General features: G+C 42.5%; 26 protein-coding genes and 1 pseudogene. All 27 read left to right on the top strand.

Features of this window, described 5'->3' with window-relative positions:
- Positions 1–21 precede the first annotated feature (21 nt).
- Entirely contained in the window at positions 22–165 is a 144-nt protein-coding gene (locus NQ503_RS17255) for a hypothetical protein (RefSeq protein WP_164492145.1), read from the top strand.
- Positions 155–433 (top strand): hypothetical protein, encoded by a 279-nt coding sequence (locus NQ503_RS17250; protein ID WP_005423569.1) that lies wholly within the window; start codon positions 155–157, stop codon positions 431–433. The genes NQ503_RS17255 and NQ503_RS17250 overlap by 11 nt, the downstream gene beginning before the upstream one ends.
- Positions 434–997: a PcfB family protein gene (locus NQ503_RS17245; protein ID WP_044925240.1), complete on the top strand. Its 564-nt coding sequence runs from the start codon at positions 434–436 to the stop codon at positions 995–997. It begins immediately after the preceding gene.
- The gene (locus tag NQ503_RS17240) at positions 994–2,817 is read left to right on the top strand and encodes a VirD4-like conjugal transfer protein, CD1115 family (protein ID WP_005423571.1); all 1,824 of its coding nucleotides are present in this window, start codon (positions 994–996) and stop codon (positions 2,815–2,817) included. Before NQ503_RS17245 ends, NQ503_RS17240 begins: the two co-directional genes overlap by 4 nt.
- Positions 2,818–2,944: 127 nt before the next feature.
- Positions 2,945–3,160, top strand: a complete 216-nt coding sequence (locus tag NQ503_RS17235) for a Maff2 family mobile element protein (protein ID WP_005334815.1) — start codon at positions 2,945–2,947, stop codon at positions 3,158–3,160.
- A gap of 19 nt (positions 3,161–3,179) precedes the next feature.
- A complete protein-coding gene (locus NQ503_RS17230; RefSeq protein WP_005423572.1) occupies positions 3,180–4,052 on the top strand; it encodes a VirB6/TrbL-like conjugal transfer protein, CD1112 family in 873 nt (290 codons plus the stop codon).
- Between the two features lie 22 nt (positions 4,053–4,074).
- Positions 4,075–4,464, top strand: coding sequence for a PrgI family protein (locus tag NQ503_RS17225; protein WP_005423573.1), 390 nt, complete (start codon positions 4,075–4,077; stop codon positions 4,462–4,464).
- Complete coding sequence (locus NQ503_RS17220; RefSeq protein WP_005423574.1) at positions 4,415–6,886, top strand: VirB4-like conjugal transfer ATPase, CD1110 family; 2,472 nt, start codon at positions 4,415–4,417, stop codon at positions 6,884–6,886. The genes NQ503_RS17225 and NQ503_RS17220 overlap by 50 nt, the downstream gene beginning before the upstream one ends.
- On the top strand, positions 6,870–7,328 hold the full coding sequence (locus NQ503_RS17215) for a hypothetical protein (RefSeq protein ID WP_005423581.1): 459 nt from the start codon (positions 6,870–6,872) through the stop codon (positions 7,326–7,328). The genes NQ503_RS17220 and NQ503_RS17215 overlap by 17 nt, the downstream gene beginning before the upstream one ends.
- A gap of 51 nt (positions 7,329–7,379) precedes the next feature.
- Positions 7,380–9,623, top strand: a complete 2,244-nt coding sequence (locus NQ503_RS17210) for a C40 family peptidase (protein ID WP_005423582.1) — start codon at positions 7,380–7,382, stop codon at positions 9,621–9,623.
- Between the two features lie 26 nt (positions 9,624–9,649).
- The gene (locus NQ503_RS17205; RefSeq protein ID WP_044925244.1) at positions 9,650–9,958 is read left to right on the top strand and encodes a DUF4315 family protein; all 309 of its coding nucleotides are present in this window, start codon (positions 9,650–9,652) and stop codon (positions 9,956–9,958) included.
- Positions 9,933–10,667 (top strand): CD1107 family mobile element protein, encoded by a 735-nt coding sequence (locus tag NQ503_RS17200; protein ID WP_005334804.1) that lies wholly within the window; start codon positions 9,933–9,935, stop codon positions 10,665–10,667. The genes NQ503_RS17205 and NQ503_RS17200 overlap by 26 nt, the downstream gene beginning before the upstream one ends.
- Before the next feature lie 72 nt (positions 10,668–10,739).
- Positions 10,740–12,851 (top strand): DNA topoisomerase 3, encoded by a 2,112-nt coding sequence (locus NQ503_RS17195; protein ID WP_005423585.1) that lies wholly within the window; start codon positions 10,740–10,742, stop codon positions 12,849–12,851.
- 28 nt (positions 12,852–12,879) lie between these two features.
- Positions 12,880–13,929 carry a DUF5688 family protein gene (locus NQ503_RS17190; RefSeq protein WP_005423586.1) on the top strand — a complete coding sequence of 350 codons (1,050 nt, stop codon included), beginning with the start codon at positions 12,880–12,882 and terminating at the stop codon, positions 13,927–13,929.
- Positions 13,930–14,011: 82 nt separating this feature from the next.
- On the top strand, positions 14,012–14,179 hold the full coding sequence (locus NQ503_RS17185; protein WP_005423587.1) for a hypothetical protein: 168 nt from the start codon (positions 14,012–14,014) through the stop codon (positions 14,177–14,179).
- A complete protein-coding gene (locus tag NQ503_RS17180; protein WP_005423590.1) occupies positions 14,169–15,512 on the top strand; it encodes a JAB domain-containing protein in 1,344 nt (447 codons plus the stop codon). Before NQ503_RS17185 ends, NQ503_RS17180 begins: the two co-directional genes overlap by 11 nt.
- A 94-nt stretch (positions 15,513–15,606) precedes the next feature.
- Positions 15,607–17,508, top strand: coding sequence for a tyrosine-type recombinase/integrase (locus NQ503_RS17175; RefSeq protein WP_005421650.1), 1,902 nt, complete (start codon positions 15,607–15,609; stop codon positions 17,506–17,508).
- Positions 17,505–18,473, top strand: coding sequence for a tyrosine-type recombinase/integrase (locus NQ503_RS17170; RefSeq protein ID WP_005421651.1), 969 nt, complete (start codon positions 17,505–17,507; stop codon positions 18,471–18,473). The genes NQ503_RS17175 and NQ503_RS17170 overlap by 4 nt, the downstream gene beginning before the upstream one ends.
- A complete protein-coding gene (locus NQ503_RS17165; RefSeq protein ID WP_005421652.1) occupies positions 18,463–19,500 on the top strand; it encodes a tyrosine-type recombinase/integrase in 1,038 nt (345 codons plus the stop codon). Before NQ503_RS17170 ends, NQ503_RS17165 begins: the two co-directional genes overlap by 11 nt.
- A gap of 75 nt (positions 19,501–19,575) precedes the next feature.
- Complete coding sequence (locus tag NQ503_RS17160; RefSeq protein ID WP_422677821.1) at positions 19,576–20,904, top strand: YodL domain-containing protein; 1,329 nt, start codon at positions 19,576–19,578, stop codon at positions 20,902–20,904.
- On the top strand, positions 20,901–21,161 hold the full coding sequence (locus NQ503_RS17155) for a transposon-transfer assisting family protein (RefSeq protein ID WP_005423594.1): 261 nt from the start codon (positions 20,901–20,903) through the stop codon (positions 21,159–21,161). The genes NQ503_RS17160 and NQ503_RS17155 overlap by 4 nt, the downstream gene beginning before the upstream one ends.
- Positions 21,151–22,035, top strand: coding sequence for a DUF4316 domain-containing protein (locus NQ503_RS17150; protein ID WP_005423595.1), 885 nt, complete (start codon positions 21,151–21,153; stop codon positions 22,033–22,035). The genes NQ503_RS17155 and NQ503_RS17150 overlap by 11 nt, the downstream gene beginning before the upstream one ends.
- 281 nt (positions 22,036–22,316) lie before the next feature.
- Positions 22,317–22,561: pseudogene (locus NQ503_RS17140) on the top strand (TnpV protein); the annotation flags it as partial.
- A 97-nt stretch (positions 22,562–22,658) separates the two neighbouring features.
- A complete protein-coding gene (locus NQ503_RS17135; protein ID WP_154648317.1) occupies positions 22,659–23,714 on the top strand; it encodes a helix-turn-helix domain-containing protein in 1,056 nt (351 codons plus the stop codon).
- 117 nt (positions 23,715–23,831) lie between these two features.
- Positions 23,832–24,437, top strand: a complete 606-nt coding sequence (locus NQ503_RS17130) for an MptD family putative ECF transporter S component (RefSeq protein WP_005423602.1) — start codon at positions 23,832–23,834, stop codon at positions 24,435–24,437.
- Positions 24,438–24,440: 3 nt separating this feature from the next.
- Positions 24,441–25,118 carry an energy-coupling factor transporter transmembrane component T family protein gene (locus tag NQ503_RS17125; RefSeq protein WP_005423603.1) on the top strand — a complete coding sequence of 226 codons (678 nt, stop codon included), beginning with the start codon at positions 24,441–24,443 and terminating at the stop codon, positions 25,116–25,118.
- A complete protein-coding gene (locus NQ503_RS17120; RefSeq protein ID WP_005423605.1) occupies positions 25,118–26,599 on the top strand; it encodes an ABC transporter ATP-binding protein in 1,482 nt (493 codons plus the stop codon). Before NQ503_RS17125 ends, NQ503_RS17120 begins: the two co-directional genes overlap by 1 nt.
- Positions 26,600–26,641: the final 42 nt, after the last annotated feature.

Raw genomic sequence — 26,641 nt, 5'->3', positions numbered from 1 at the left:
CTTTTTTAGATGGGAGAAACCATGAGAAATATCATTATTTTTGTTGCTCTTCTGGGAGCAGCGGCAATATTTACAGTTTTGTATTGTCTCATTGCTGCCGGAAGTCAGGCAGAGAAAAAACTGACAGAAATCATGAGAAAAGAGGAAGAACAGAATGAAGACTAATAAAGATCTGATCATAGAACCAAATGCAGCTATTGAGGGAAGAAAGTACAGCGAAGAAAAGCCATGGTCCTGCAAGTACTGTTACTGGTGGGGAGGCAAAAAGAAAGGCTGTAGCTTGAAACAGTGCCACTATCTGCTTCCGGAAAAGAAAAAAGCAGTAAAAACAACACCATGTGGTGGCTGTCCGTATGGAAAACATGTTCCATGCATCGGATATTGTATTGCCCGTCTTTATTCTGAGATGAAAGGAAAGAAAGGACGTGGGTAATTGCAGGAAGAAGTAAATCAGAAAGTGATCAGCCTGAGTATCCAGGGAGTCAAGATCACTGCCAGTGTGCTAAAAGCAGCCCTTCGGAAGTTCCTGGAAATGGACAACCGCAGGAAACAGAAAGCAACGCAGGTGAAAATGGCTGAAAAGACCGGACGGGCTCAGGAGAAAGGAAGGGAAAAAGCCCGAAAAAAGATTGAAAAGAAAAAGCCGCATGGAAAGCAGACCATCAAGCAGCTGAATGCACAGGGAGTACAGCTTTCCAACTTAAAGATCACAGATGAAAATGTCAAATCCTTTGATCGTGTGGCAAGAAAATACGGCATTGATTACAGCCTGAAGAAAGAAGTCGGTGCTGATCCACCGAAATATCTGGTCTTCTTTAAGGCAAAAGACGTGGATGTGATGACAGCGGCTTTCCGGGAATATGCCGGAGTAGAACTGAAAAAGAAACAGGTGAAGAAACCATCTGTCAGAAAGAAACTGCAGAAATCTGTAGAAAGAAAAGCAAAGAACCGCCAGCGTGTGAAGCAGAGACAAAAATCCAGAGGTCAGGAACGATGATGCGGGAGAAATTACAGAAGGTCCAGATCAAACGGCTGGTGATCTTAAATCTCCCATATTTCTTTATCTTCTATGTAGCAGATAAAGGATCCTGGCTGTACCGGCATTGCCTGGGAGAAAGCATGGTCCAGAGACTTGGCGTGATGTTAGTCAATTTTCGACTGGCATTTTTAAGCTGGCTGCCAAGTATCGCTTTGCAGGATCTTACGGTAGGTGTTCTGGTTGCAGGTGCATTAAAACTGGTGGTCTACTATCGTTCTAAAAATGCAAAGAAGTTCCGGCAGGGTGTGGAGTATGGATCCGCAAGATGGGGAAATAGAAAAGATATCGAACCCTTCATGGATCCGGTCTTTGAAAACAATGTCATCCTCACAGAAACGGAACGTCTGACCATGAACAGCCGGCCAAAAGCCCCAAAGTATGCCAGAAATAAAAATGTGATCGTCATCGGTGGTTCCGGATCCGGTAAGACAAGATTCTATGTGAAGCCCAATCTTATGCAGATGACGGACCACGTATCCTATGTGGTCACTGATCCAAAGGGTACGATCATCGTTGAATGCGGGAAGATGCTGGTAAATGGAGGATACCGGATCAAGGTATTAAATACGATCAACTTTAAAAAGTCCATGCATTACAATCCGTTCCATTATATCCGGAGTGAAAAAGACATCTTAAAGCTGGTCAATACCATTATCGCAAATACCAAGGGTGAGGGCGAAAAATCAACGGAAGATTTCTGGGTCAAGGCCGAGCGTCTTTTGTATTCTGCACTGATCGGATACATCTGGTATGAGGCACCGGAGGAAGAACAGAACTTTTCTACTTTGCTGGAATTTATCAATGCCAGTGAGACCAGGGAGGATGATGAAGAATTTAAAAATGCAGTGGATGAATTGTTTGAAGAACTGGAAGCAGAAAATCCGGAACACTTTGCAGTAAGGCAATATCGCAAGTACAAGCTTGCTGCCGGCAAAACTGCAAAATCGATTTTGATTTCCTGTGGTGCCAGACTCGCACCATTTGATATTCAGGAGCTAAGAGAAATCATGTCGTATGACGAAATGGAACTGGATATGATTGGTGATCAGAGAACAGCTATGTTTGTCATCATCAGTGATACCGATGACACATTCAACTTTGTGGTAGCGATCATGTACACCCAGCTCTTTAACCTGCTTTGTGATAAAGCGGATGATGAGCATGGAGGCAGACTTCCCTATCATGTACGGCTGCTTCTTGATGAGTTCAGCAATATCGGACAGATTCCAAAATTCGACAAATTGATTGCTACGATCCGAAGCAGGGAAATCTCCGCTTCTATCATCCTGCAGTCACAATCTCAGCTGAAAACCATCTATAAGGATGCTGCTGAGACGATCACTGGTAACTGTGACACCGTTCTTTTCCTTGGTGGAAAGGAAAGTTCCACATTGAAAGAAATATCAGAAACCCTGGGAAAGGAAACCATTGATCTTTACAACACATCAGATACCAGAGGCAGCAACCGGTCCTATGGGCTGAACTATCAAAAGACTGGAAAAGAACTGATGAGTAGAGATGAGCTGGCGGTCATGGATGGAGAAAAATGTATCTTACAGCTTCGAGGAGTCCGGCCGTTTTTAAGCAACAAATATGACATCACAAAGCACAAACGGTACAAGGAACTTGCCGATTTCAATAAGAATAATGCTTTTGATGTCGAAAAATATCTGGCACACCGACTGGTGATGTCGAAAGATACAGAATTTGAAATGTATGAAGTAACTGTAACACAAGAAGACGTATCAGCGATTGAAGCTGAGGAAGGTGAGGACTGATATGAAAGAAAGAATTCGAGCCCCCTGCTACTACTGATAAGGGTACAAAAAGGTCTGAATAAAAGGGAAAGGAGTAGAGCCAAACGCTTACAGACCATAAGAAAAGCGTTTGTTCATACATTTGATTATGGCTTTTTTTAGCAGTGCAATCAATATCCTTCAGACACTGGTCGTTGCAATCGGTGCCGGTCTTGGTGTCTGGGGCGTAATCAACCTGATGGAAGGTTATGGAAACGACAACCCGGGTGCAAAATCCCAGGGAATTAAGCAGCTGATGAGCGGTGGTGGTGTTATCCTGATCGGAACACAGCTAATCCCGCTTCTGAGTGGATTATTTGGTTAAGAGAAAGGAGTAGAGATCCATGTTCAGTCAGATTTTTGATGCGATTGAGGAATGGATGAGGGAACTCTTAACCGGGATGATCACTTCCAACCTGGACACGATGTTTACTGATGTCAATCAAAAGACTGGTGAGATCGCTACCCAGGTTGGACAGACCCCGCAAGGGTGGAACGGCAGCATATTCAGTATGATCCGGAACTTATCGGATTCTGTGATCATGCCGATCGCAGGTATTATTATCACACTCGTACTCTGCTACGAATTGATTTCTATGCTGACCGAGCGCAACAACATGCATGATATTGATACCTGGATGTTTTTCAAGTACTTCGTAAAAATGTGGATCGCTGTATATCTGGTGAGTAACACATTTACGATCACAATGGCGGTATTCGATGTGGGCCAGCACGTAGTTAATTCTGCGGCCGGTGTTATCACAGGAAGTACCGCCATTGATATTTCTTCGGCATTGACGGATCTTTCCGCAACACTGGAAAGTATGGAAATCGGAGAACTTGTTGTATTGGCGCTGGAAACCCTTATCGCTGGCTTCTGTATGAAGATCCTGTCTGTACTGATCACAGTGATCATGTATGGACGTATGATAGAGATTTACCTATATACCTCAGTTGCGCCGATTCCATTCGCAACTATGAGTAACAGAGAATGGGGACAGATCGGCACGAATTATTTCAGAGGACTCTTTGCCCTGGCTTTCCAGGCATTTCTGATGATGGTATGCGTTGCAATCTATGCAGTGCTTGTTGCAGGTATCCAGTATTCAGATAATCTGAGTTCTTCATTATTTGGCGTTATGGCTTACACAGTGATCTTATGTTACAGCCTCTTTAAGACGGCATCCTTAAGTAAGTCGATATTTAACGCGCACTAAATTACAGGAAGGAGTGAAAATCATGGCATATGTCAGCGTACCGAAAGATTTAACAAAGGTAAAGAATAAAGTAGCATTTAACCTGACCAAAAGACAGCTGATCTGTATCGGGATAGGTGCTGCAATGGGAATTCCAAGCTATTTTCTCTTGCGTAATGTGATGGGGAACAGTAATGCAGCAACGGTCATGGTGCTTTTGATGTTACCGGCATTTTTATTTGCCATGTACGAAAAAGACGGGATGCACCTGGAAGATGTTCTGATGCATATGATCCGGGTGAAATTTCTTCGTCCACCCGTCAGAAAATATGAAACTGAAAACTATTATGAAACAGATCCGGAACAGATCAGACAGTCTCCGGATGCAGAAAAACCGAAAGGAGGAAAAACGGTTGCGAAAAAAGAAAAATAAGAAAACTGTCGCAGATACCGGATGCAAAAAAGTAGACAGAAAAGAGAAAAAGAAAAAGGAAAGGCAGGAAGAAAAACGCAGGCAGAAAAAACTGTCCGTCCAGCAGTCGATCGCTTATAAGGAAATGGGAAAAGATGGGATCTGCAGGGTACAGGGAAAAACGTATTCTAAGTGTATCCGCTTTTATGACATCAACTACCAGCTGGCTCAGAACGAAGATAAAAATGCAATCTTTGAAAACTGGTGTGATTTTCTCAATTACTTTGATGCCAGTATCCATTTTCAGCTGAGCTTTATCAATCATAAAAGCAGCATGAAAGAATTTGAACAGGTCGTCCGGATCCGTCCTCAGGATGATGCTTTTGATGATGTCCGTATGGAATACGCAAAGATGTTGAAACAGCAGCTGGCGAAAGGAAATAATGGACTGGTGAAATCAAAATATATCACCTTTTCCATCGAAGCAGATAATATCCGGGAAGCAAAGCCAAAGCTGGAACGTATTGAGTCGGATATCCTGAACAACTTCAAAATTCTTGGAGTTCCGGCCTATCCGCTGAATGGCGTGGAACGTCTGCAGATACTGTATGAGACTTTCAATCCGGATATCATGACAGACTTCCAGTTTGATTATGGTTCCATGATCCGGACAGGACTCAATACAAAGGATTATGTGGCGCCGACCAGTTTTGTATTCCGAGACAGAAATACGTTCCAGATGGGAAATACTATCGGGGCTGTCTCTTATCTGCAGATCCTGGCACCGGAGCTTACGGATAAGATGCTGGCAGAATTTCTGGATATCGATAAGAACCTGATCGTCAACCTGCATGTCCAGTCTGTGGATCAGATGAAGGCAATCAAGCTGGTAAAAAGCAAAGTGACGGATATCAACCGTATGAAAATCGAAGAACAGAAAAAAGCAGTCCGGGCCGGATACGATATGGATATCATTCCATCGGATCTGAACACGTATGGCGGAGAAGCTAAGCGTCTGTTAGAAGACCTGCAGTCACGAAATGAGCGTATGTTCCTTGTAACAGCGCTCTTTTTAAATACAGCAAAGACCAAACAGGCACTGGACAATGCCATCTTCCAGACTGCCGGAATTGCACAGAAATACAACTGTGTACTGAAACGTCTGGACTATCAGCAGGAAGAAGGATTGATGAGCAGTGTTCCGTTGGGAGTAAATCATATCCCGATCAAGCGGGCTCTTACGACTACCAGTACAGCGATCTTTGTTCCGTTTACGACACAGGAGCTTTTTATGGCAGGAGAATCCTTATATTACGGATTGAATGCACTCAGTAACAACATGATTATGGTGGATCGTAAGAAGCTGAAAAACCCGAATGGATTGATCCTTGGTACGCCTGGATCCGGTAAATCCTTTGCAGCAAAAAGAGAAATCACCAACGCTTTCTTTGTTACGAAGGATGACATTATCATCGGAGATCCGGAGGGCGAGTATTACCCACTGGTCCATGCACTTGGCGGACAGGTGGTACACATCTCACCAACCAGTAAGGATTATATCAATCCGATGGATATCAATATGGATTATTCCGATGATGACAATCCACTTGGTGTAAAATCCGATTTCGTCCTGTCCTTATGTGAGCTGATCATGGGAAGCAGGGATGGCATTGAAGCGGAAGAAAAATCCGTGATCGATCGTTGTCTTCCACTGGTGTATCAGAAGTACTTTGCAGATCCAAAACCGGAAAATATGCCGGTCCTCGGTGATCTGTATGACTGCCTTAGAAAACAGAAAGAACCACAGGCCCAGAGGATTGCAACAGCACTGGAAATCTATGTAAATGGATCACTGAAAGTGTTCAATCATAGAACCAACGTGGAACTGAATAACCGTATTGTCTGCTTTGACATTAAGGAACTTGGAAAGCAGCTGAAGAAAATCGGAATGCTCATCGTCCAGGATCAGGTATGGAACAGAGTTACGATCAACCGTGGCATCAAATCTACCAGGTACTATATCGATGAATTCCACCTTCTGCTCAAAGAAGAACAGACAGCAGCTTATTCTGTAGAAATCTGGAAGAGATTCAGAAAATGGGGTGGTATTCCAAGTGGTATCACCCAGAATATCAAAGATCTTCTTGCCAGCAGGGAAATTGAAAATATCTTTGAGAACAGTGATTTTATCCTGATGCTGAACCAGGCGGCAGGTGACAGACAGATCCTCGCAAAACAGCTGAATATTTCCCCATATCAGTTGTCCTATGTGACGAATTCCGGGGAAGGAGAAGGACTTCTTTTCTATGGAACAACAATTATTCCATTTAAGGACAAGTTCGATAAGAACTTGAAGCTGTACAGTTTGATGACTACAAAACCGGAAGAAGTTGAAAAACGAGAGAAAGAAATGGAGGCGGAAAAGCATGAAGGAAATCGATAAGATCCGAATCAGGCAGTGGAACCAGGATAATCCTTACATTCAGATGAAAAACCTGGAAAATGCGCAGCCTGGATACCGTGTTCATACAGTTAATGACGATCATCATCTGTATGAGCTTCCGCTGGAAACACAGAATATTATCCTTGACTGGGTATTCTGGAATTTCTATCCGGCACAAAAGATCTACCCACATCTTACCAGTGATGATCTGAAAGAAGTTTTGTATAAACGAACCCAGATCCATCTGTACAATAACCAGTTCAAGGAAGCCATGCTGATCAATAGATTCTGGCCAAGAGATCCGAGTGAGCTGAACTGGGTATTTCATATTCAGGCAAGCTCTCCGGCAATCAGGACACAGGCAGATGGTTATCCTGGTATCCCGATTATAGGACGCCAGGAACTGAATGAGTACAGAAAGAAAAGTTGTGCCAGGAGGTGATGACCTATAGCTGGAAAAGAATTTAAAGGCAAAGATAAAAAGGTCGCAAAGATGACCAGGGATGGTCTGACAGAAGAAAATCTTCGTGATGGTAGTGTAAAAGATATCAGTCACAGGAGTCGAGGACGACCGGAAAATAAGGAAGAATTTGTTCCTGAACGGGAACGGAAAAAGGCTGAGAATGAAGATTCAAAATCGGGAAAAGGAAAACGACTGCAGATGGAAAAGATCCGGAAATCTTCTGTCCGGCAGGAAGCTGTTGAGGATACAGTTGAAGTTACACCGGAAGAAAAAGTATCCGGATATCAAAAGAAACTGCATCGTTATGAAAAAATCCCGGATGATGATAATAATCTGAACAGCCAAAAGAAATCCATTCGGAAGAAGCAGCTGCAAAAACAGATGACCAAAGAACAGGCAAAAGCCGGAAGATTATCTTTTGATGATGAAGGAAATCAAATGGTGAAAGGTGCTGGCATGAAACCGGGAGGGACAGCCGGGAAAGACATTGCTACACAAGCTGTTATATCTGGCATGAAAGCAGTCACTTCCGAAGAGGAAGAAACAGATGAAAATGCAGGTGTGGAAAGTGCCAGACTTGCAGAGCGTGAAACAGAAGCTGCGTTACGTGGCCTACGTCATGCTCAGATCCGCAGCAAACGAACGGATGTGAAAACCCATCGCAGAGGTTATCGTGAGGCTACTGTAGAAAAGAAACTGAAATTTGGTTCTGCAGAAAGTATGGAAGGAGTCAAACATGCAGAATCGGTAAAGAACGCTGAGCAAAAGAGACATTTCTATAACCGCTTCTTTCAGAAAAAACGATATAAGGATGCATACCGGGCAGCCAGAGCCGGAAAATCCGCTGGCAGTCTAGGTGGAGCGACAACCATTACCGGTGTCGAGAACATGACGGTGAAAGCAAAGATTGCCTTGAAAGAGATTATAAAGCGTAATCGTGCCATGTTCGCAGGCATCGGTATTTTTGCGCTTCTTTTTCTTGTCATAGCAGTATCTCTGGGGAGCTGCAGTGCCTCTATTGAGGGTGCTGGATCTGTGATCGGTATTACAACGTATCCAAGTTCAGACGAGGATATCTATGCTGCCGAAAACAGATATGCCGCTTTGGAAAGTGCCTTGAATCAGCAGATCAATGAGATGGAACGAAGACATCCAAATTATGACGAGTATCAGTACAACATTGCTGAGATTGGTCATAATCCATACCATCTTATCTCGTATCTTACCGCAAAATACGGGGACTGGACGTACTCAGATGTTGAAAACGAGCTGCAATCTCTTTTTGAAGCACAATATCATCTGAATACAGAAGGTCGAACAGAAACGGTGACAGAAACCAGAAATGTTCGAGTCGGAGAATCATTGGGACAGGTAGTGACCAGCGGATATTGTAACTGTCGAATCTGTTGTGGTGTATGGTCCGGAGGTCCAACTGCTAGTGGTGCATATCCAACTGCAAACCATACCATTGCTGTAGATGCTTCCAATCCATTTGTGCCGATTGGCACTAAGGTAGTAATGAATGGTGTGGAATACACAGTTGAGGATACCGGAGCCTTTGCACGATATGGTGTCCAGTTTGACGTTTACTATGATAACCATGCTGCAGCCTCTGCTCATGGACACCAGACCTGGGAAGCTTATATCGCAGATGACAATGGCAGTCAGGAAGTAACCGTTACCAGTACAAGCACCAAGAAGATTCTGTATGTGACACTGACAAATGGAAGTTTTGATGCTGTTGCAAGAGCCAATCTGAATGCAGAACAGCTGATTATTTACAATGCGTTAAATACGACCTATGGAAACAGAAATTATCTGTGGGATGTAAACAATGTGACCAGTGGATCAGGCGGTAATGGAATGAGCTATGAGATTCCACCGGAAGCACTGCAGGATGAAGAATTTGCCCGGATGATCCGAGAAGCGGAAAAATATCTGGGAGTACCTTATGTATGGGGTGGTTACTCTCCGTCCGGATTTGACTGCTCAGGATTCGTATCTTATGTCATTAACCACTGTGGTAATGGCTGGAACTATGGACGATTGACCGCAGATGGATTAAGAGGCGTATGTACTTATGTATCACCGCAAGAAGCAAAACCAGGAGATCTGATCTTCTTCCAGGGAACGTATAACACATCCGGTGCAAGCCATGTGGGTATCTATGTCGGTAACAATATGATGATCCATTGCGGGGATCCGATCCATTACTCAAATATCAGCACATCCTACTGGCAGCAACATTTCATGTGCTTTGGAAGACTGCCATAAAGGGGTGAACGAAGGGAGGTGAAAGTTTGAATAAAAAGATAAAAAAATATCTGGATGAGATTGCCAAGACAGAGAAAAAGATCGCGGATCTGCAGCAATATCTTAGGGGTGTCCAGGCTGCATTAAAGCAGGAAGAGGACAATGAGATGATCAGGTGCATCCGTGGTATGAAGATGGAGAATGATCAGTTATATGATCTTTTGGATGGTATCCAGAGTGGAAAAGTTAAATTTCAGGTAAGCAGGGAGTCTGACGATGAAGGTTCAGGCTCCTTTGTATTCACAGAAGAAAATAAGGAGGAATATCAGAATGGTGAAATGGAAGAAAATGAATAAGAAAATGGCAGGACTGCTGTTGGGAGTCATGATGCTTTTTACAGCATCAACCACAGCATTTGCCTATGTGGATGAATCGGCAGAGGCATCCAAAGTAGAGACAACTCAGACGGAACAGTCAACAGACAAAGAAGAGAAAAAGGACGAGGCGACAAACACAAACGAGGTGCTGCCGGAAGATGGAACAGACAAGGGAACTGCATTTACGACACCTGGCAATGGTGAAGTCAAGGATGACATTACCGATGATTCCACAAAGGAATTTCTTACGGTTACAACGAAGAATAACAACACTTTCTATATCGTGATCGACCGTAGTGCCACATCACAGAATGTCTATATGTTATCCCAGATTGATGAGAATGATCTGTCCGAATTTCTGGATAAAGACAGCACTGCTACTGTCGTAACACCACAGCCAGATAAATCAAAGGTAGTGCTGGATGAAACAAATAATGAGGATGTAGACAAGGAAGCTACCATTGATCCGGAGAAAACAGCATCTGCAAAAACCAATATGGGTGCAATGGCAACAATCCTGATTTTGGCTCTCGGCGGTGTGGCAGCTTACTACTACTTCAAGATCTATAAACCTAAAAAAGAGGAAGATGAGGATGATCAGCCGGAAGGTTTGGAAACAGGTGGACTGGAAGAAGTTCCGGATGAGGAAGAGTCTGAAGACGAAGATTTTGAAGAAAATGAAAAATAAATAAACTTTTTTAGCGGAGGGGGCTGTAAAACATGCTCTCTCCGTTTCGTTATATGAAGGAGGTAATACATCATGTATTTAGTAATTGCAGAAAAACCAAGTGTATCAAGAGCAATCGCAGAAGTGATTGGAGCACAGGAACGAGAAGACGGATATTTACAAGGAACCGACTGTATGGTCAGCTGGTGCTTCGGACATCTGGCCGAATATGTTTCACCGGATGCTTACGATGAGAAATTTAACCAGTGGAGATATGAAGATCTCCCGATCATCCCGAAAGACTGGAAAGTTACAGTCTCAGAAGATAAGAAAGATCAGTTCTATATCTTAAAAAGACTGCTCAACAGTCCGGAAATTGAATACGTCGTAAATGCCTGTGATGCCGGACGTGAAGGAGAATTAATCTTCAAACATGTCTATGACTTATCCGGAAGTAAAAAGCCGGTGAAACGATTATGGATCAGTTCTCTGGAAGATTCAGCAATCCTTGATGGAATGCAGCATCTGAGATCCGCAGAGGAATACCGACATCTGGCCGAAGCTGCTGTATGCCGTTCTCAGGCTGACTGGCTGGTAGGAATGAATGCAACCAGAGCTTACACCACAAAGTACTTCAAAAAGCTGACCGTTGGAAGGGTTCAGACACCGACACTTGCCATGTTGGTGGAACGTGCCGGACAGATCAGCAATTTCCAGAAAGAAAAGTATTTCAATGTGGAACTCGATTGTGATGGAATTCCGGCTGTAAAGCCAAAAATCTTTGATCCGGATGAGGCGGAACAGTTAAGAAGTAGATGCCAGGGAAGTGAAGCTATTGTCACAGCAGTAAAAGAAACGGAAAAGAAAGTAAAAGCACCAAAGCTTTATGATCTGACCACACTGCAGAGAGAAGCAAACCGTATCTACGGAATGACAGCCAAACAGACACTGGATACCGCTCAGAGCCTGTATGAAAAGAAACTGATCACTTATCCAAGAACGGACAGCCAGTATCTGACCGAAGATATGGAGCAGACCGCAAGAAATGTGGTTCGTCAGATTTATGAGAAATATCAACTAACAGGTCCGTTTGATCAGCCGGAGCAGCCAGATGTGAAGAAAGTCATGAATAACAGCAAGGTGACAGATCACCATGCAATCATTCCAACGATGGAACTTGCATCCTGCCATCTGGATGAATTGAAATCCTGGGAAGAAAAGATTCTTTTCCTGATTGCAGTCCATACGGTCATGGCAATGAGTAAGGATCACATTTACCAGGAGACAGAGATTGAAGTGGAATGCCAGGAAGAAATCTTCAAAGCAAAAGGAAAGATTGTCCTGCAGGATGGATGGAAACTCTTTGAAAACTGCTTCAAAAATAAGGATCGCATGGCAATCGTAGATCCGGATCAGGAAATGAAAGAGAGGATGCCGAAAGTAACCCAGGGACAGACTTTCTATGCTGTGGATGCAGAAAAGACAGAGCATTTTACATCTCCACCGAAACCATACAGCGAAGATACTCTCCTTGCGGCAATGGAAACTGCTGGAAATAAGGAATTCGATGAAGACACAGAAAAGAAAGGATTAGGAACTCCGGCAACAAGAGCCGGTATCATCGAGAAACTGGTCTATTCCCAATATGCCACCCGAAAAGGAAAACAGATTATTCCAACAGATGATGGAAAAGTCCTTGTGGAGATCCTGCCAGACTTTCTGAAATCTGCAAGTATGACTGCAGAATGGGAAAATCAGCTGCTTTTGATGGAGCATGGAGAGATTGCACCGGAACAGTTTATGACCGGGATCAAAAACATGCTGACCATGATGCTGAATGGATGCGATGCGATTTCCGAAGAAGAAACAAGAAGATTTCAGACCAGAGAAAGCATTGGAACATGTCCGGTATGTGGAAGCCTGGTATATGAAAGCAAAACCAACTTCTATTGTAGCAACCATGATTGTCACTTTGCTCTCTGGAAAGATAACCGCTATCTGCAGAGCATGGAAAAAAACATGGATAAAAAGATGGCTGCAGAACTTCTGAAAAGTGGATGTGTGCATGTAAAAGATCTGTATTCCAGAAAGAAAAATATGTACTTTGAGGCAGATCTTCATATGGATGCAGATGAAACCGGAAGGGTGAAATTTTCTTTATCCTTTCCAAAAAAGAAACCAAAAAACAAAAGCAAAAAGAAATAAAAAAACAGATTAGAGGAGGAAACGAAGAATGAATTTTAATGAATTTGTAAATGAAGTAAAGGACAATATCAAACTCTTTTTACCAAAGGATTATGAGAATGCAGAAGTATCAACGATGGAGTGTCAGAAACTGAACCGTGCCTATACGGGATTGATGGTGAGAAAAGAAGGTGAGATGCTTACCCCGACGATCAATCTTAATCAGCTGTATGAAGCATATAAAGCACAGCCTGGCGTAACAATGGAAACTGTATGCAGAAAGATTGCAGATATAGTTATTGAGGCACCGATACAGGTTGATCTGAAAGCTATTTTAAATTATGAAGATGTGAAGGACAAGCTGTTTATCCGTGTATCATCAGCCGAAGCAAATAAGGAAGTCCTCGAAAATGCGCCACACCAGCTGAAGGAAGATCTCGCAATCACCTATCATGTGGCAGTAGGCAAGGATCAGGATGGATTAAGTTCCATGTTTATCAAGAATGATCTGCTTGAACAGTATGGAATCTCTGCAGAACAGCTTCATGAAGATGCGATGAAAAGTTCACCGCGTGTCATGGCTCCGGAGGTATCAAGTATAGGTGCATTGATAGATGAAATGTACCAGAAAAATATTCTCATGCTGACACCGGATGAACGTGAAATGCTGCAGGAAACATTGCAGGAATCAAGCGAGATGCCGACATTCTTTGTTGTTACGAATACAGACAGAATTGATGGAGCCGGTGTGATCTTTTATCCGGAATTCATGGATAGCATGGGGGAACTTCTTGGAAATGATTTCTTCATTTTGCCATCATCCATCCATGAAATGCTGGTCTTGCCAGATGACGGGCAAGTGGATGCAGAAATGTTAAGAGATATGGTAAAAGAAGTCAATGCGACTCAGGTAGCACCAGCAGAACGCCTTACCAATGATGTATATCACTTTGACACAAAGGAGCACGTCTTTGAAAAAGCCGACAGATTTACAGAACGTCAGAAAGAAAAAGAAGCGCAGGCTGCAAAAACAGAGAAAGCAGGAAAAGAACAGCCGGATCAGAAACCGAAAACAAAGAAGCACGATATGGAACTCTAATATCAAGCATGAAACCCGTTAAATGAGCAAACGCCCTGCGGCATAAGGAAATGTCGTGGGGCATTTTGAAAAGGAGAAGATTATGACGAAAGAGAACATTAAAACAAATACAAGCTTAAGATACAGCCAGTATCGAAAAAGATTATCACACACATTTTCGTTTAAAAAATTGAAGAAGCAAATTGAGACGTTACATGATCAGGAATTTATTATAAATGTGCCGATTGGAGGTGTTGCTGATGGCAGATAAATTAGAACAGGTAGCAATTCGTATGGTGGAACAGCCACCACTTTATAGTAATGAACCTATGAATAATCCAGATGTAGCAATTCGTGTTATGAATGAATTTCTTTCCCAGATGGATCGGGAACTCTTTTGTATTGTTAATTTACAGGCAGATTTAACACCGATCAATATGAATATCGTATCTGTAGGATCGCTGAATGAAGCATTAATTAATCCAAGAGAAATATTTAAGAGTGCAATTCTTTCGAATGCTCATTCAATGATGCTCATTCATAATCATCCGTCCGGAAATCTGACACCATCTACATCGGATATCCAGACTACAGCAAGAATGCAGGAATTAGGGGAATTGATGGGGATTTCATTGGTTGATCACATCATTACAGGACGGAATGGGAATTACTATTCCTTTCGAGATAAAGGAGAATTTCCAGATAGCAGGGTTCGTTTTTCTACTCGTGTTGAAGATATTGATCTGACTAAAGGAATGGTGACTGAAGCCACCGCACCCTATGAAGAAGTAACAGATACAAAAGAAAAGGGTGACGTAAGAGATATTCCAACAGTGCAGACAGCAACAATTCCATTACCGGTTCAGGGAAAAGATATGGACAGCATTATGCAGTCACTGGAATCCGGTGTGGAAGAACTTTTTACAAGTAACCGCTATCAGGAATTTCTTAAAACCATGGCAAAGTTTCACAATTATTCCTTTAATAATACAATGCTGATCGCCATGCAGCGACCGGATGCCACACTTGTTACCAGCTACAAAAACTGGCAGTCCATGGGTAGACAGGTCATGAAAGGCGAAAAAGGAATTACAATCATTGCACCGGCACCATATAAGAAAATGAAGGAAAAAGAGGTTCTGGATGAAAATCAGCGACCGATCATGGGAACCGATGGAAAACCTAAGACTGAACAGGTGGAAGTTACAGTTCCGCATTTTAAAGCAGTTACCGTCTTTGATATTGCTCAGACATCCGGGGAACCAATCCAGACACTGGCACCGGAATTACTGACTGCAGCTGTACAGGATTTTGATTCTTTCATGCAGGCTATTCAGAAAATATCCCCAGTGCCGATACGATTCGATGAGATCGATGGCAATGCCAATGGATATTATCACAATGCAGATAAGGAAATCGTGATCAAAAAAGGACTCAGTGAAAGCCAGACCTTAAAGACTGCTATTCATGAAACCGTCCATGCTAAACTGCATGACAAGGAAATCATGGAAAGCCTGGGTGTAGAAAAAGACCGTCTGACAAAAGAGGTTGAAGCGTTATACCCATGTTTTTATAATGTTGATCTTTTAAATTATTTTCCATAAATCCTCACTTTCTTGTAAAAAAGATGAGCATTATCAGATATGCTATTATCAGGTTTTCCCCTCGAATGGGAAGCCGGAAAGGAGCGCATTTGATATGCAAATAAACTATTTAGATGCTATTTCATCAGTTCTCAATATGATGAAACAGCCAGACAGTGCATGTAAAAATATAGACATGCACAGAACCTGTTATACTACACTCTTCAAGTACCTGATGGATAAGGGCATTCCTTTTTCAATGGATGCCGCACTGGACTGGCTTGAGATTAAAAAACGGGAAATTTCCTATGAGACGTGTTCTCAATATAGAAATGCCCTGTTCCGCCTCGAGCATTACCTGCTCTTTGGAGATATCAAAAGTTCTTTCTGCCGCTCAGAAGACAGTTTTTTCTGCCGGAGCGGAATATCGGAATCCTTTTTTCGCCTGACATATGAGCTGGAAGAATACTATGCGACCACACAGAATCCCTGCTATTACCATACGTATTCTGTTGCCATCAAGGAGTTCTTCAGGCTTGCTACTTCCCTGGGAGTTACAGAGCCGGAAGCAATAACCATAGATACTCTTATCGAATACTGGAATACTTACTGCAAATCCTGTAAATCTCTTGCCAGACGTCAGAACGCCGTATGTGCCATGACAGCACTTATGAAATATCTTCACCGCAGAGGTGATGTGCCAGAGTGTTACCAGCGGGTTCTTTTTGGTGAGAACGTTGAAATACTGCTTGAGATGAGACTTTCTAAAATAGGTACCGCATTTCATCCGAGTATACCTCTCGCTCTTAAAGCTGATGAATATCTTGACGCTTTGGACGATTGGAAATACATGGAATCATCAAAAGCTGTTTATCGCAATGATTTCACATGGTATTTCATGTTCCTGGAACTTAACCATCTGGAACACTCGGCAGAAACTGTGACATCATGGATAGATATACTCCCGGATTGCCCGAATCAGATCAAAGCCAGCAGTTCCGGATCAGCTCGTCGTTCACACACTATCAGAATGTTTGAAAAGTATCTCCAGGGCATAATGGAATCCAATATAATCGCTGAGCCGATGCGTGCATCTGATCATCTTCCATCATGGAGCAAAAGCATCCTTGATGGTTTCATAGAAAGCCGCAGGCGGGATGGAATGACCGATAAGACACTTACCATGTGTAGGGCAGCCGGATGCAGTTTCTTCAAATATCTTGAAGATAATGGAATAGATAATCCAGTCTCCATAACACCCGATGTGGTTAAAGCATTTCATAACCATGATGTCCACTCGACCCCGGAAAGTAAAAATGCATATGGAACCAAGCTTCGTCAGCTTCTACGGTACATGGCTGACCAGGATCTGATTTCACCAACACTTTCTTTTGCAGTATCTGCAAGCTGTGCGCCTCATCGCAGCATAGTTGATGTTCTGAGCGATGCTATGGTCGAGAATATATATGAATATCGTGAGAAAGCTTCTACTCCCATGGAGCTCAGGGACACAGCCATGGTCATGCTTGGACTTCGAATGGGTATCAGGGGAGCAGACATCCTAAAGCTTCAGGTAAATGATTTTGACTGGAAAAACAAAACTGTTTCCTTCATTCAGCAGAAAACAAGCAAAGCAATAACGCTTCCAGTCCCAACGGATGTAGGTAATTCAGTATATAAATACATCATGAATGGACGTCCGGAATCGGCTGTCACAGGCAACGGTTATATATTTATCAGCCATCAGGCACCATATATTCCGCTTAAAGTTACAACGGCGTGCCGTGGAGCTTTAAAAAGAATACTTGCTGAATATGGATTTGAATTATCTACTGGTCAGGGCTTTCATATGACACGAAAAACATTTGCCACAAGAATGCTTCGGGCAGACAACAAACTTGACGATATTTCCAATGCTCTCGGACATGCACGTCAGGAAACAGCAGAGGTATATCTTGAACGTGACGAAGATAAAATGAGGCTCTGCCCTCTGGAATTTGGAGGTGTTTTATCATGACATACATTTTTGAGAGCGGTCTGGCACATCATATCGAAGGACTTATACAGCAAAAACGAGCTGATGGATATGCCTATAATTCCGAAGAAAAGCTATTAAAACGCTTTGATACCTTTTGCGTACAGAATTATCCGGAACTGACAACAGTCACCTATGAAATGGCAGCCAAATGGTCAGAAGCCAGACCGGGCGAAGGAGATGCCTATCATAATCGCCGTATGTCGATGGTGAAGGTGCTGAGTGAATATATCCTTTCCCTTGGTCAGGAAGCATACATTCCTAATTTTTTCTGCAAGGCTTACCGTCCGGTTCTTTACATTCCATCAAAAGAGGAAGTTAAGGAACTGCTACAGAAAATGGATATCCGCACGTCTCATAATTCAGAGCAATTTAGACTCGATAGAGAATGCAAGATTCTTTTTCTCCTATATTTTTGCTGCGGTCTGCGTCTGTCAGAAGGGCGATTGCTAAAATGGGAGCACATAGACCTGGATAAAGGAATCCTTACTGTCCTTGGCTCAAAGGGTAACAAAGATCGCCTTGTATATCTTCCGCAGGATAGCCTTCCGGTACTTAAAAACTATAAAGAACGTCAGGAAATGCTTTTCCCCGGAATTGACTGGGCTTTTCCGGGAAAAGATCCACATAAGCCTGTTTCGTGCTCTGGAGTAGAATCGAGTTTTAACCGCCATTGGGCCATGCTTCCGGTTGCCAGGACAGTTGATAAACATCCGACACCCCACTGTTTACGCCATGCTTTTGTAGTAGAGAGATTTAATGAGTGGATGCATCAGGGAATTGATACAAACACTATGCTCCCATATTTAAGCAGATACCTTGGACACAAAAGTCCTGATGAAACGTATTATTACTATCATCTTGTAGAAAAGGCATTTGATACTATCCGAGAGAAAGATTCAGTGTCTGGAAAGGTCATTCCGGAGGTGATTCCCTATGAAGAATAAATCAGCAAAGATATCGACTGACCAGCTGTTCTTTTCTCACACATGGAACTTTCTAAATGTTTATTTGGTAAAGCAGGTCGGACGCAGTCAGGCTACAGCAGAATCCTACAGAGATTCCCTTACAATATTTAAAAACTACCTTGTAGGTGAATTAGGTAAATCCATAAGCACCTTTCAGTTTTCTGATTGTACCAAAGAATGTATTTATAATTTCAGAGAATATCTGCTTGCAAATGGCAGCCAGCCATCAACTGTAAATGTAAGAGTCGCGGCTATCCGTGCCTATCTGAACTATGCCTCGGATATGGACATATCAGTCCAGTCAGTTGCCCTGGCGATCAGTCAGATCTCACCATGCAAAACCATTAAAAAGGAAAAACCTATTTTGTCCGATGATGCACTTGCTGCAATACTGTCTGCACCGCCGAATACGAAATTCGGTGTACGAGACCGTGCTATTTTGATTCTTCTCTACGATACAGCTGTAAGAATCAGTGAGCTGCTTAATATTCGCCTATGTGATATCGCAATGGAATCAAAATATCCAAATATTTTCATAACCGGCAAAGGTAATAAAGAAAGAACCATACAATTAACAGCTAAAGCAGTCGAACACCTTAGGGAATATATACGTGTATATCACAGTAATTCTTCCAAAGAAGCATACTTATTTTCCACAACAATAAAAGGTGTAACAGACAGGATGTCCGTTGGAAATGTCCAGCGGATTATAAAAAAATATGCAGCTCTGGTCAGTGAAAAAGGGGTTAGTCTTCCGGATTCGGTTCACTGTCACATGTTCCGCCGAACCAGAGCCACAAATCTTTATCAGGATGGAATCGCCATTGAGCTGGTTTCTACAGTGTTAGGACATGCCAGAACTGATACAACCAAAAGCTACTATGCAAAGCCATCTGTTGAACAGCTTAGAGACGCAATGGAATCTGTTCCAACACCTGTATCTGATGAAGCACCAATGTGGGAGGGTAACGAAGATGAAATGGCAAGACTTTGTGGATTGCGCTAACGAATAATGCACATCTTTTAGTAGAAAAACGTCTTATTTCTCAGCATTCTTTAAAATGATTAACATTTTGGAATGCTGAGTATAATGCTTCAAATGTTAATGTTTCCATTTGAAGCAGAATCTGTTGCTTACTGTGTGTGTTCTTCCTTTGGTTTGGATACATCGGATTACAGTTTTCCTTATATTGCAGGGTGGAGCAGCAGCCGGGAAATGAAGGAAATGAAAGCATCTATGGATGTGATCCGCAAGACAGCCGGTGAAATGATCGATCAGCTTACAGAAGAACTGGAAATCATTCTTGAAGAAAAACAGAAAACAGAATTACATGAAAAATACGGCATTCTGGTAGATGCACTGGAAGCAGCCGGATACCGCTATGATTATCGGGAAAGCGAACCGGGACATATTGTACTGGCACCGGATGGGACACATGAAATTGCCGGGTATTTGCAGTTTGAATCATGGGGAGATATCAAAGATTGGCTGGAAGATACGATTGCAGAAGGAACGGATATTTCGGAAAGAGTTGATCGGGCTTTGTATCCATTTAAGTTTGATTATACCCTAGAGGAAGAAATGTTCAGAGGTAATGGTGACCGCTATGCGATTTACCATGTGGATGAAGGCACACCGGGAAAACAACATTTATTTATGAATATGGCAATGGTCAAAGAAGATGGCATTACAATCGATGCAGCAAATTATAAATGTGTCTATTCTGGCAGATTACATGAAAATGAAAAGATGGATGATTTGTATGCCGTATTCAACGATAATCCACCAGCAGATTATAAAGCACATTCTATGTCGGTCAGTGATGTTATCATTACAAACCGTGGTGGGGATATGCAGGCATATTACGTGGATCGATTTGGATTTGCAGAACTTCCAGAGTTTGCAGCACAAAGAGAAAAAATACTCGATATTGTCCCAGAAATAGAAAATGTGGATTATGAAAATGATCTTACATGTATCAGCTTTTATGCGGCTGAATGTGCTGAATTTCCTGTAATGGGTGAAGTACATTATGACCTGACATTACCAGAAGCCTTGGAAGCTTATGAGAAAATCCCATCAGAACGTATGCATGGACTGAAATGTGTTGGCTTTGATCTGAAAGACGGAAGTGATTATGAAGGAATGCAGAGTCTGATGATTGAAGGAAAAATACAGAAAGAATTTTTGAATTCGATTCCTGGATTTAGAGAAAATTCTTATGTGCAAAATGCAATCAGTCGTGTGGAAAAGTACTTGGAAGAAAGACATCCAAATGTGGAAAATCCTTTGGAATCTAATAAAAAGGTGGATAACGAAAAAAATATAAGCGAAGAAAAAAACGAGAAGGAGCTGAATATACAAATGAAACCAATACCGAAAAAGAAAAGGGGGGAAATGAGCCTATGAGAAACGTAAACCTGGAAGAAAACGAACTGACTATTACTGCTATCTTCCAGCAGCACACAAAGGAAGAAACAATCCAAACACTGAAGGAAGCTTTGGAAGTCCTGGAACAGGAAGAAAGTGATCCTGAGAATGATGAAATGATTGAGATTATCAATTCTACAGTTGGAAAATTACAGCAGATCGAAGACAAATACTACTATTCTCTGGATCTGAATTATTATCTGAATAACTTGGAGGACGATGCCTATGAAGCTTAATCAATTTGCAGTCTACCGAGTAGATCAGCAGACAGCAGGAAAAGCACTGTGGCATCTGCCATATCAAGAGGCAAGACAGCAGAATGTGTCGATTACTGTCGAAAATTACCGATTAGTCGCGATTCATGAAATGCAGGAAAATGAAAAAGTCGCTGACATCTGGAAACGGACGAAAAATCAATGCGAAGTCAGTGACGTGCTCGTATTGAACAAGGGTGGAGAAATCAGCTGCTACTATGTAGATGAGAACTATCCACAGTATCTGGCCGGATTTATTCGTATCAACACATCCGGTGCACTAATCACTATAGAAACTGAGAATTATCAGATTGATGGGAAAAAGGGGAACTGGATTGCAACAGACACCATCATTATTGATGGAAAACAGTTTTATTTGATGGAACATCAGGTATACCGAGATCAGGCCCAGGGTGTTATCCTGGATGCCTATGGAAAAATGGTTGTCGAAGAATGTAAGAAATTCGATGAAAAGACAAAACAAAAGATTCATGATTACATCCAACAGCAGGTACCGCTAAATCCGGTCGAACAGCTAAAACAAGATGGTAAAATCCGTCTGGAACATTACCAGAAATTCTACCAGAACGGCACTTATGAACGAAGCAGAGAATCTGGTACCGAAGCCAATTATGATATGGTGGACGGTCTGGTGAATAATCAGAAGAAGAATCAGGAAAAGACCTCTGATGCTAGCAGCAACAATCAGACCTCCCGAAATCAACAGGATGGAAAATCTAAGAAACGGAGATCTGTAATCAAACGACTGCATCAGAAACAGATTGCCATTGCTCGCCGGTCCGGAAAGCCGATACCAAAGTACCTGGATCAGGAAATGGAAAGAAAGCGTGGATAGAATATGCGAAGGTTAAAGTGTGAAAAAGAAACGATTATTCTGACTAATGAAGATGATGGATTCTATGATGTGTATACCTTCAATCAGAACTTGCCGAAACGGTTACGAGGCTTTGCAGCGAAGTATCCGGATGATTGCTGGTTGAAAGGATCTTCGGAGGATGGTAGTGAAACGTATATGATTAAAAAAGCGCGGTTATCATTGAATTTAAGACCACCCTATTCCAAGGATAGAATATCTGAAAAATCCCCAGAACTGTCTTATTTATATAAAAGCAATGATACTCGAAAGAACATCGGCCGGTCTTTGTAGTAGCCTGATTTTAAGCGAAAAGCTGTACCCGCACCTGTTGGAGATTGACCGGGCGGAGCAGGAACGGATGGACGCCATGCTGCCCCGGATGATGGAGGCAGCGGGCGTCACCGAGGAACTGAAAGCCCATGACCCCATACGCTGGGTGGGGCTGATGAACACGCTGAAAGCACAGGTGGAGGAAATGATTTGTCAAGAGTTTATTTATATTTAGAACTTTTTCTTTTTGTCAGAAAACCATTTGACACTGCCATTATTCGCGCCTATACTTAGAGTGATTAGTTATAACGAACCGAAAGGAGGAATGGGTAGTGCTGACCTATGAAAAACAAGCACTCTCTGGTACGATTGAAGTATTATTGCGGTCTGAATTGCCAGACGAATTTGAAGGGACAAAGTTATACGGCTCTCTCGAAGAAGATGAACTACGGCAGGACTGTAAAATTTTTCGGCTGTCAAATGAAACAGGGCATGGACGCATTACAGTCTATCAGGTTTTTTCTGGTATTGAGCTTTACTATAACGATATGCACATGGGATATTGCAATCAAAATCAAGCCACAGTTAAAAACATGATAGAGATTAACCATTGTCTGATAGGACGTTTTGAGTGTAGCTTTGGTGAAAATAGTTGCTGCTATATGGCGGAAGGCGATTTGTCGATCAGCTCCATGATGAAGAAAAAGTCAAATTCGTGTTTTCCGCTGAACCACTATCACGGTATTTCTATCGTCATCAATCTGGATGAATTGCTGCCGGAAATACGGCAAATCATGGAGCTATTGAATATTGATTTGCACTACATACAAAAATATATTTGCGAAGGAAACCGTTGCTGCATCATGCGGGCCAATCCGTCTATTGAACATATTTTTTCGGAACTCTATCATGTCCGGGAAAAAAGAAAACCAGGATACATGAAAGTCAAAATGCTGGAACTGCTTCTGTTCTTAAGTGATCTCAATACGGCAGAAGAAGTTTTACAGACGGATTATTTCAATCAAAATCAGGTCGCATTGATTAAAGCAGTAGCGTCCTATATTACGGAGGACTTGACAGCACATCATACGATTGAACAGCTTTCCCAGAAATTCGCGATTTCTACAACAGCATTGAAAAAGTGCTTTCGAGGCGTCTATGGAACCTCTGTCTATTCTTATCTTCGTACCTATCGGCTTCAAGTCGCCAAAAAATTGTTGCTGGAAACCGAGTCGTCAGTAACGGAGATTGCAAGTAAAATCGGATATGAAAATCCGAATAAATTCACTTCTGCCTTCAAAGAAACGTATGGCAGCTCTCCAACGGAATTCAGAAAGAGTGTCCGTTTGGATAGAAGCGGGTCCGTATGGAGTGGCGAAGAAATCTGAGCTGTATTAGAATATCCTTTGTCAGATAAAAGCAGAAAGACCGCTTGAAGCTGGCCTATTTTTTGAATAGTGGGTTAGACGTTGCTAACTTTCTGCAAGACAAAGGAGGATTTCCAAATGGAAAATGAAAAATCGACAGGTAACAAGTACACTGTCAAAGACGCGGCAATCATCGGTATCTTCTGTGCGGTCATGTTCGTTGTATTTATGGTCTATTCGATCCTGACCGGCGCTTCACTGTTCTATTCCATGATTTTTAACGCCGCTGGTGCGGCACTTATCCTCGCACCGTTCTATGTTTATATGTGCATGAAAGTCGGCAAGCATGGCCCCGCTCTTGTCTACAATATCATGTGGGCGATTATCGCCGGATTGATGATGGGGCCATTTATGATTCCGTGGTTTTTGGGCGGCGGTATCATCGCAGAGCTTTCCATGTGCGGAAAGGATGCCTACCATGACATTAAGCGTGTGTCTATTTCGTGGGTAATCACGGCACTGGTTCGCGCTGCACATGGTATGTCAGAAATTTGGTTTTTCAAAGACGCATTTCTTGCCACCGGCGTCAGCGAGCAGCAGGTTCAGGTTCAGACCCAGTATTACACCGATCCGAAGTACGTCCTTTTGAGTCTGGCTGTCACCGCTATCCTGGCCGTCCTTGGCTGCATGATTAGTAACAAACTGATTGTGAAGCACTTCAGAAAGAGTGGTGCGATTAAATAAACTATGAGCATGAAATTTGATTTTCGAACCAAATTGCTTGTCATAGTTCTCACTATGTCGCTTGTGGCGGTGCTCACAAGCGATATTTTGATATACACACTTTTTGGCGTTTTGAGCGTGTATCTGATTATTCAGGGCTTTGGCAGGCAGACAATAAAATATTTGATCGTCTGCGGTATTTTTATCGTGTTGAGGTTGCTTTCAGGAGGACAGGGCATTACCATTCTTATGCCGGAAATGTTCCTGTTCATGGTGCTGCGTATTTTGATGATGGTTATGGCTGCGCAGCCCGTGATTGGTATGCCGCCGGGAGAAGTTGTAGCAGTTTTTAAGAAAATCCACGCGCCTAATGGAATTGCCCTGCCCGTAACCTTCATGCTGCGTTTCTTCCCTACTGTGCGCAGTGAATTTTCTGATGTGTTTTCCTCCCTTCGACTGCGAAAGCTGTTGTCATGGAAACACCCTCTGGACGCAATGGAGTATATTGTTACGCCTGTTATTTTCCGTTCATCCAGAATAGCCGAAGAACTTGCCGCTTCTGCTGAAAGCAGGGGGATTTCCAATCCTGGGAAACATACCTGCCGCAGAAAAATAGAATTTCAAAAAAGAGATTGGATTATGTGCGTGATTGCTGTTTGTGTAACTGCATTCTATTTTGTGCTGGAAAGGATGGTAGCGTAATGGTAAATGATAAAGCAAGGCGATCCGTTATCCAGTTTGAAGATGTATCTTTTGAATATCCGGGAGCCGAAACAGATAGTATCCATCATATCAGCCTCGATGTAAAAGAGGGCGAGTTTCTTGTTCTGACTGGAGGGAGCGGCTGCGGAAAGACAACTTTAACACGATTGGTAAACGGGTTAGGCGAACAATTTTACGAAGGGACACTGAAAGGGCGCATCACACTGTTGGGACGCAACATATCGGAATATCCTCTGTATGAAATCGGGAAAAAAGTAGGTTCAATCTTTCAAGATCCAAAGAGCCAGTTTTTTGCCAGTATTACAGAGGATGAGATTTCGTTTGGGTGTGAAAATTATGGCGTTCCGTATGAAGAATTGGATAGGCGGGTTTCAAGTGCAATCAAGCGTATTAACGGAGATATGCTGCGAGGGAAAGAAATTTATCCGATGTCCAGCGGGGAAAAACAGAAAATAGCGGTGGCCTCCGTCAATGCTGTTGATCCGGAAATTTATGTGTTTGATGAACCTTCGGCCAATTTGGATATGTATTCCGTTGAGGCACTTAAAAATTTGATGGGTGGACTTAAAGCGGAAGGCCACACAATCATTGTTGCTGAACACCGGCTTTATTATCTTACTGACCTTGCAGACCGTTTTCTCTATATGGAAAACGGGAGCATAAAAGAAGAATGGACGGCGGGAGAACTGCGCTCTATTCCAGAAGAAAAAAGACGAGCCATAGGAATACGAGCGGCAGATTTGCACCATATTGAAGTAGATATTTCCCCTGTAAAAGAAAAAGATATGACGATGGAGGTAAAGGATTTGGCGTTTTCCTATCGCAAACATCCGGTTTTCCATGATGTATCTTTTCAGGCGTATGCTGGTGATCTGATTGCGATTGTAGGTCATAACGGAATAGGCAAAACTACTTTGTCGAATATTCTTTGTGGTATGCAAAAGGAAAAAGAGGGTCAGGTCATATATAACGGGACAAAGGTATCTAAAGGCAAACGGAAGAATTTTGCCTACTTTGTTATGCAAAATACAGATTGCCAGTTGTTTGGGGACAGCGTAGAAGAAGAACTGCTATTAAACGGAAAAGGCAGTACCCAGGAGCAACGCGATGATCTGCTAAAACTATATGGCTTGTTTGAATGGAAAGAACGGCATCCCGCTACTCTTTCCGGCGGGCAGAAACAACGACTCACTCTCGCAGTATCGGATTGGATAGATACCCCCGTTTTGATTTTGGATGAGCCTACCAGCGGTCTTGATTTCAAAAATATGATGAGAATATCGGAGCATTTGAAAGATCTGGCGCAAAAAGGAAAGACCATTTTAATCATTACCCACGATTATGAATTTGCCGCTATGACTTGCAATCGGGTTCTGCATTTCGTTGATGAAGGTCATGTAGAAACATTTCCGTTACAGGAAAATTTGTCCCGCTTATACTCCTGCCTTATGTGTCAATGAATTATGTGTCCGATTGGATAGATACGCTCTGTATGGAGTGGC

The sequence above is a fragment of the Blautia obeum ATCC 29174 genome, from assembly GCF_025147765.1.
GTDB classification, from domain to species: Bacteria; Bacillota; Clostridia; order Lachnospirales; family Lachnospiraceae; genus Blautia_A; species Blautia_A obeum.
This window is presented reverse-complemented; position numbering and strand designations above follow the sequence as displayed.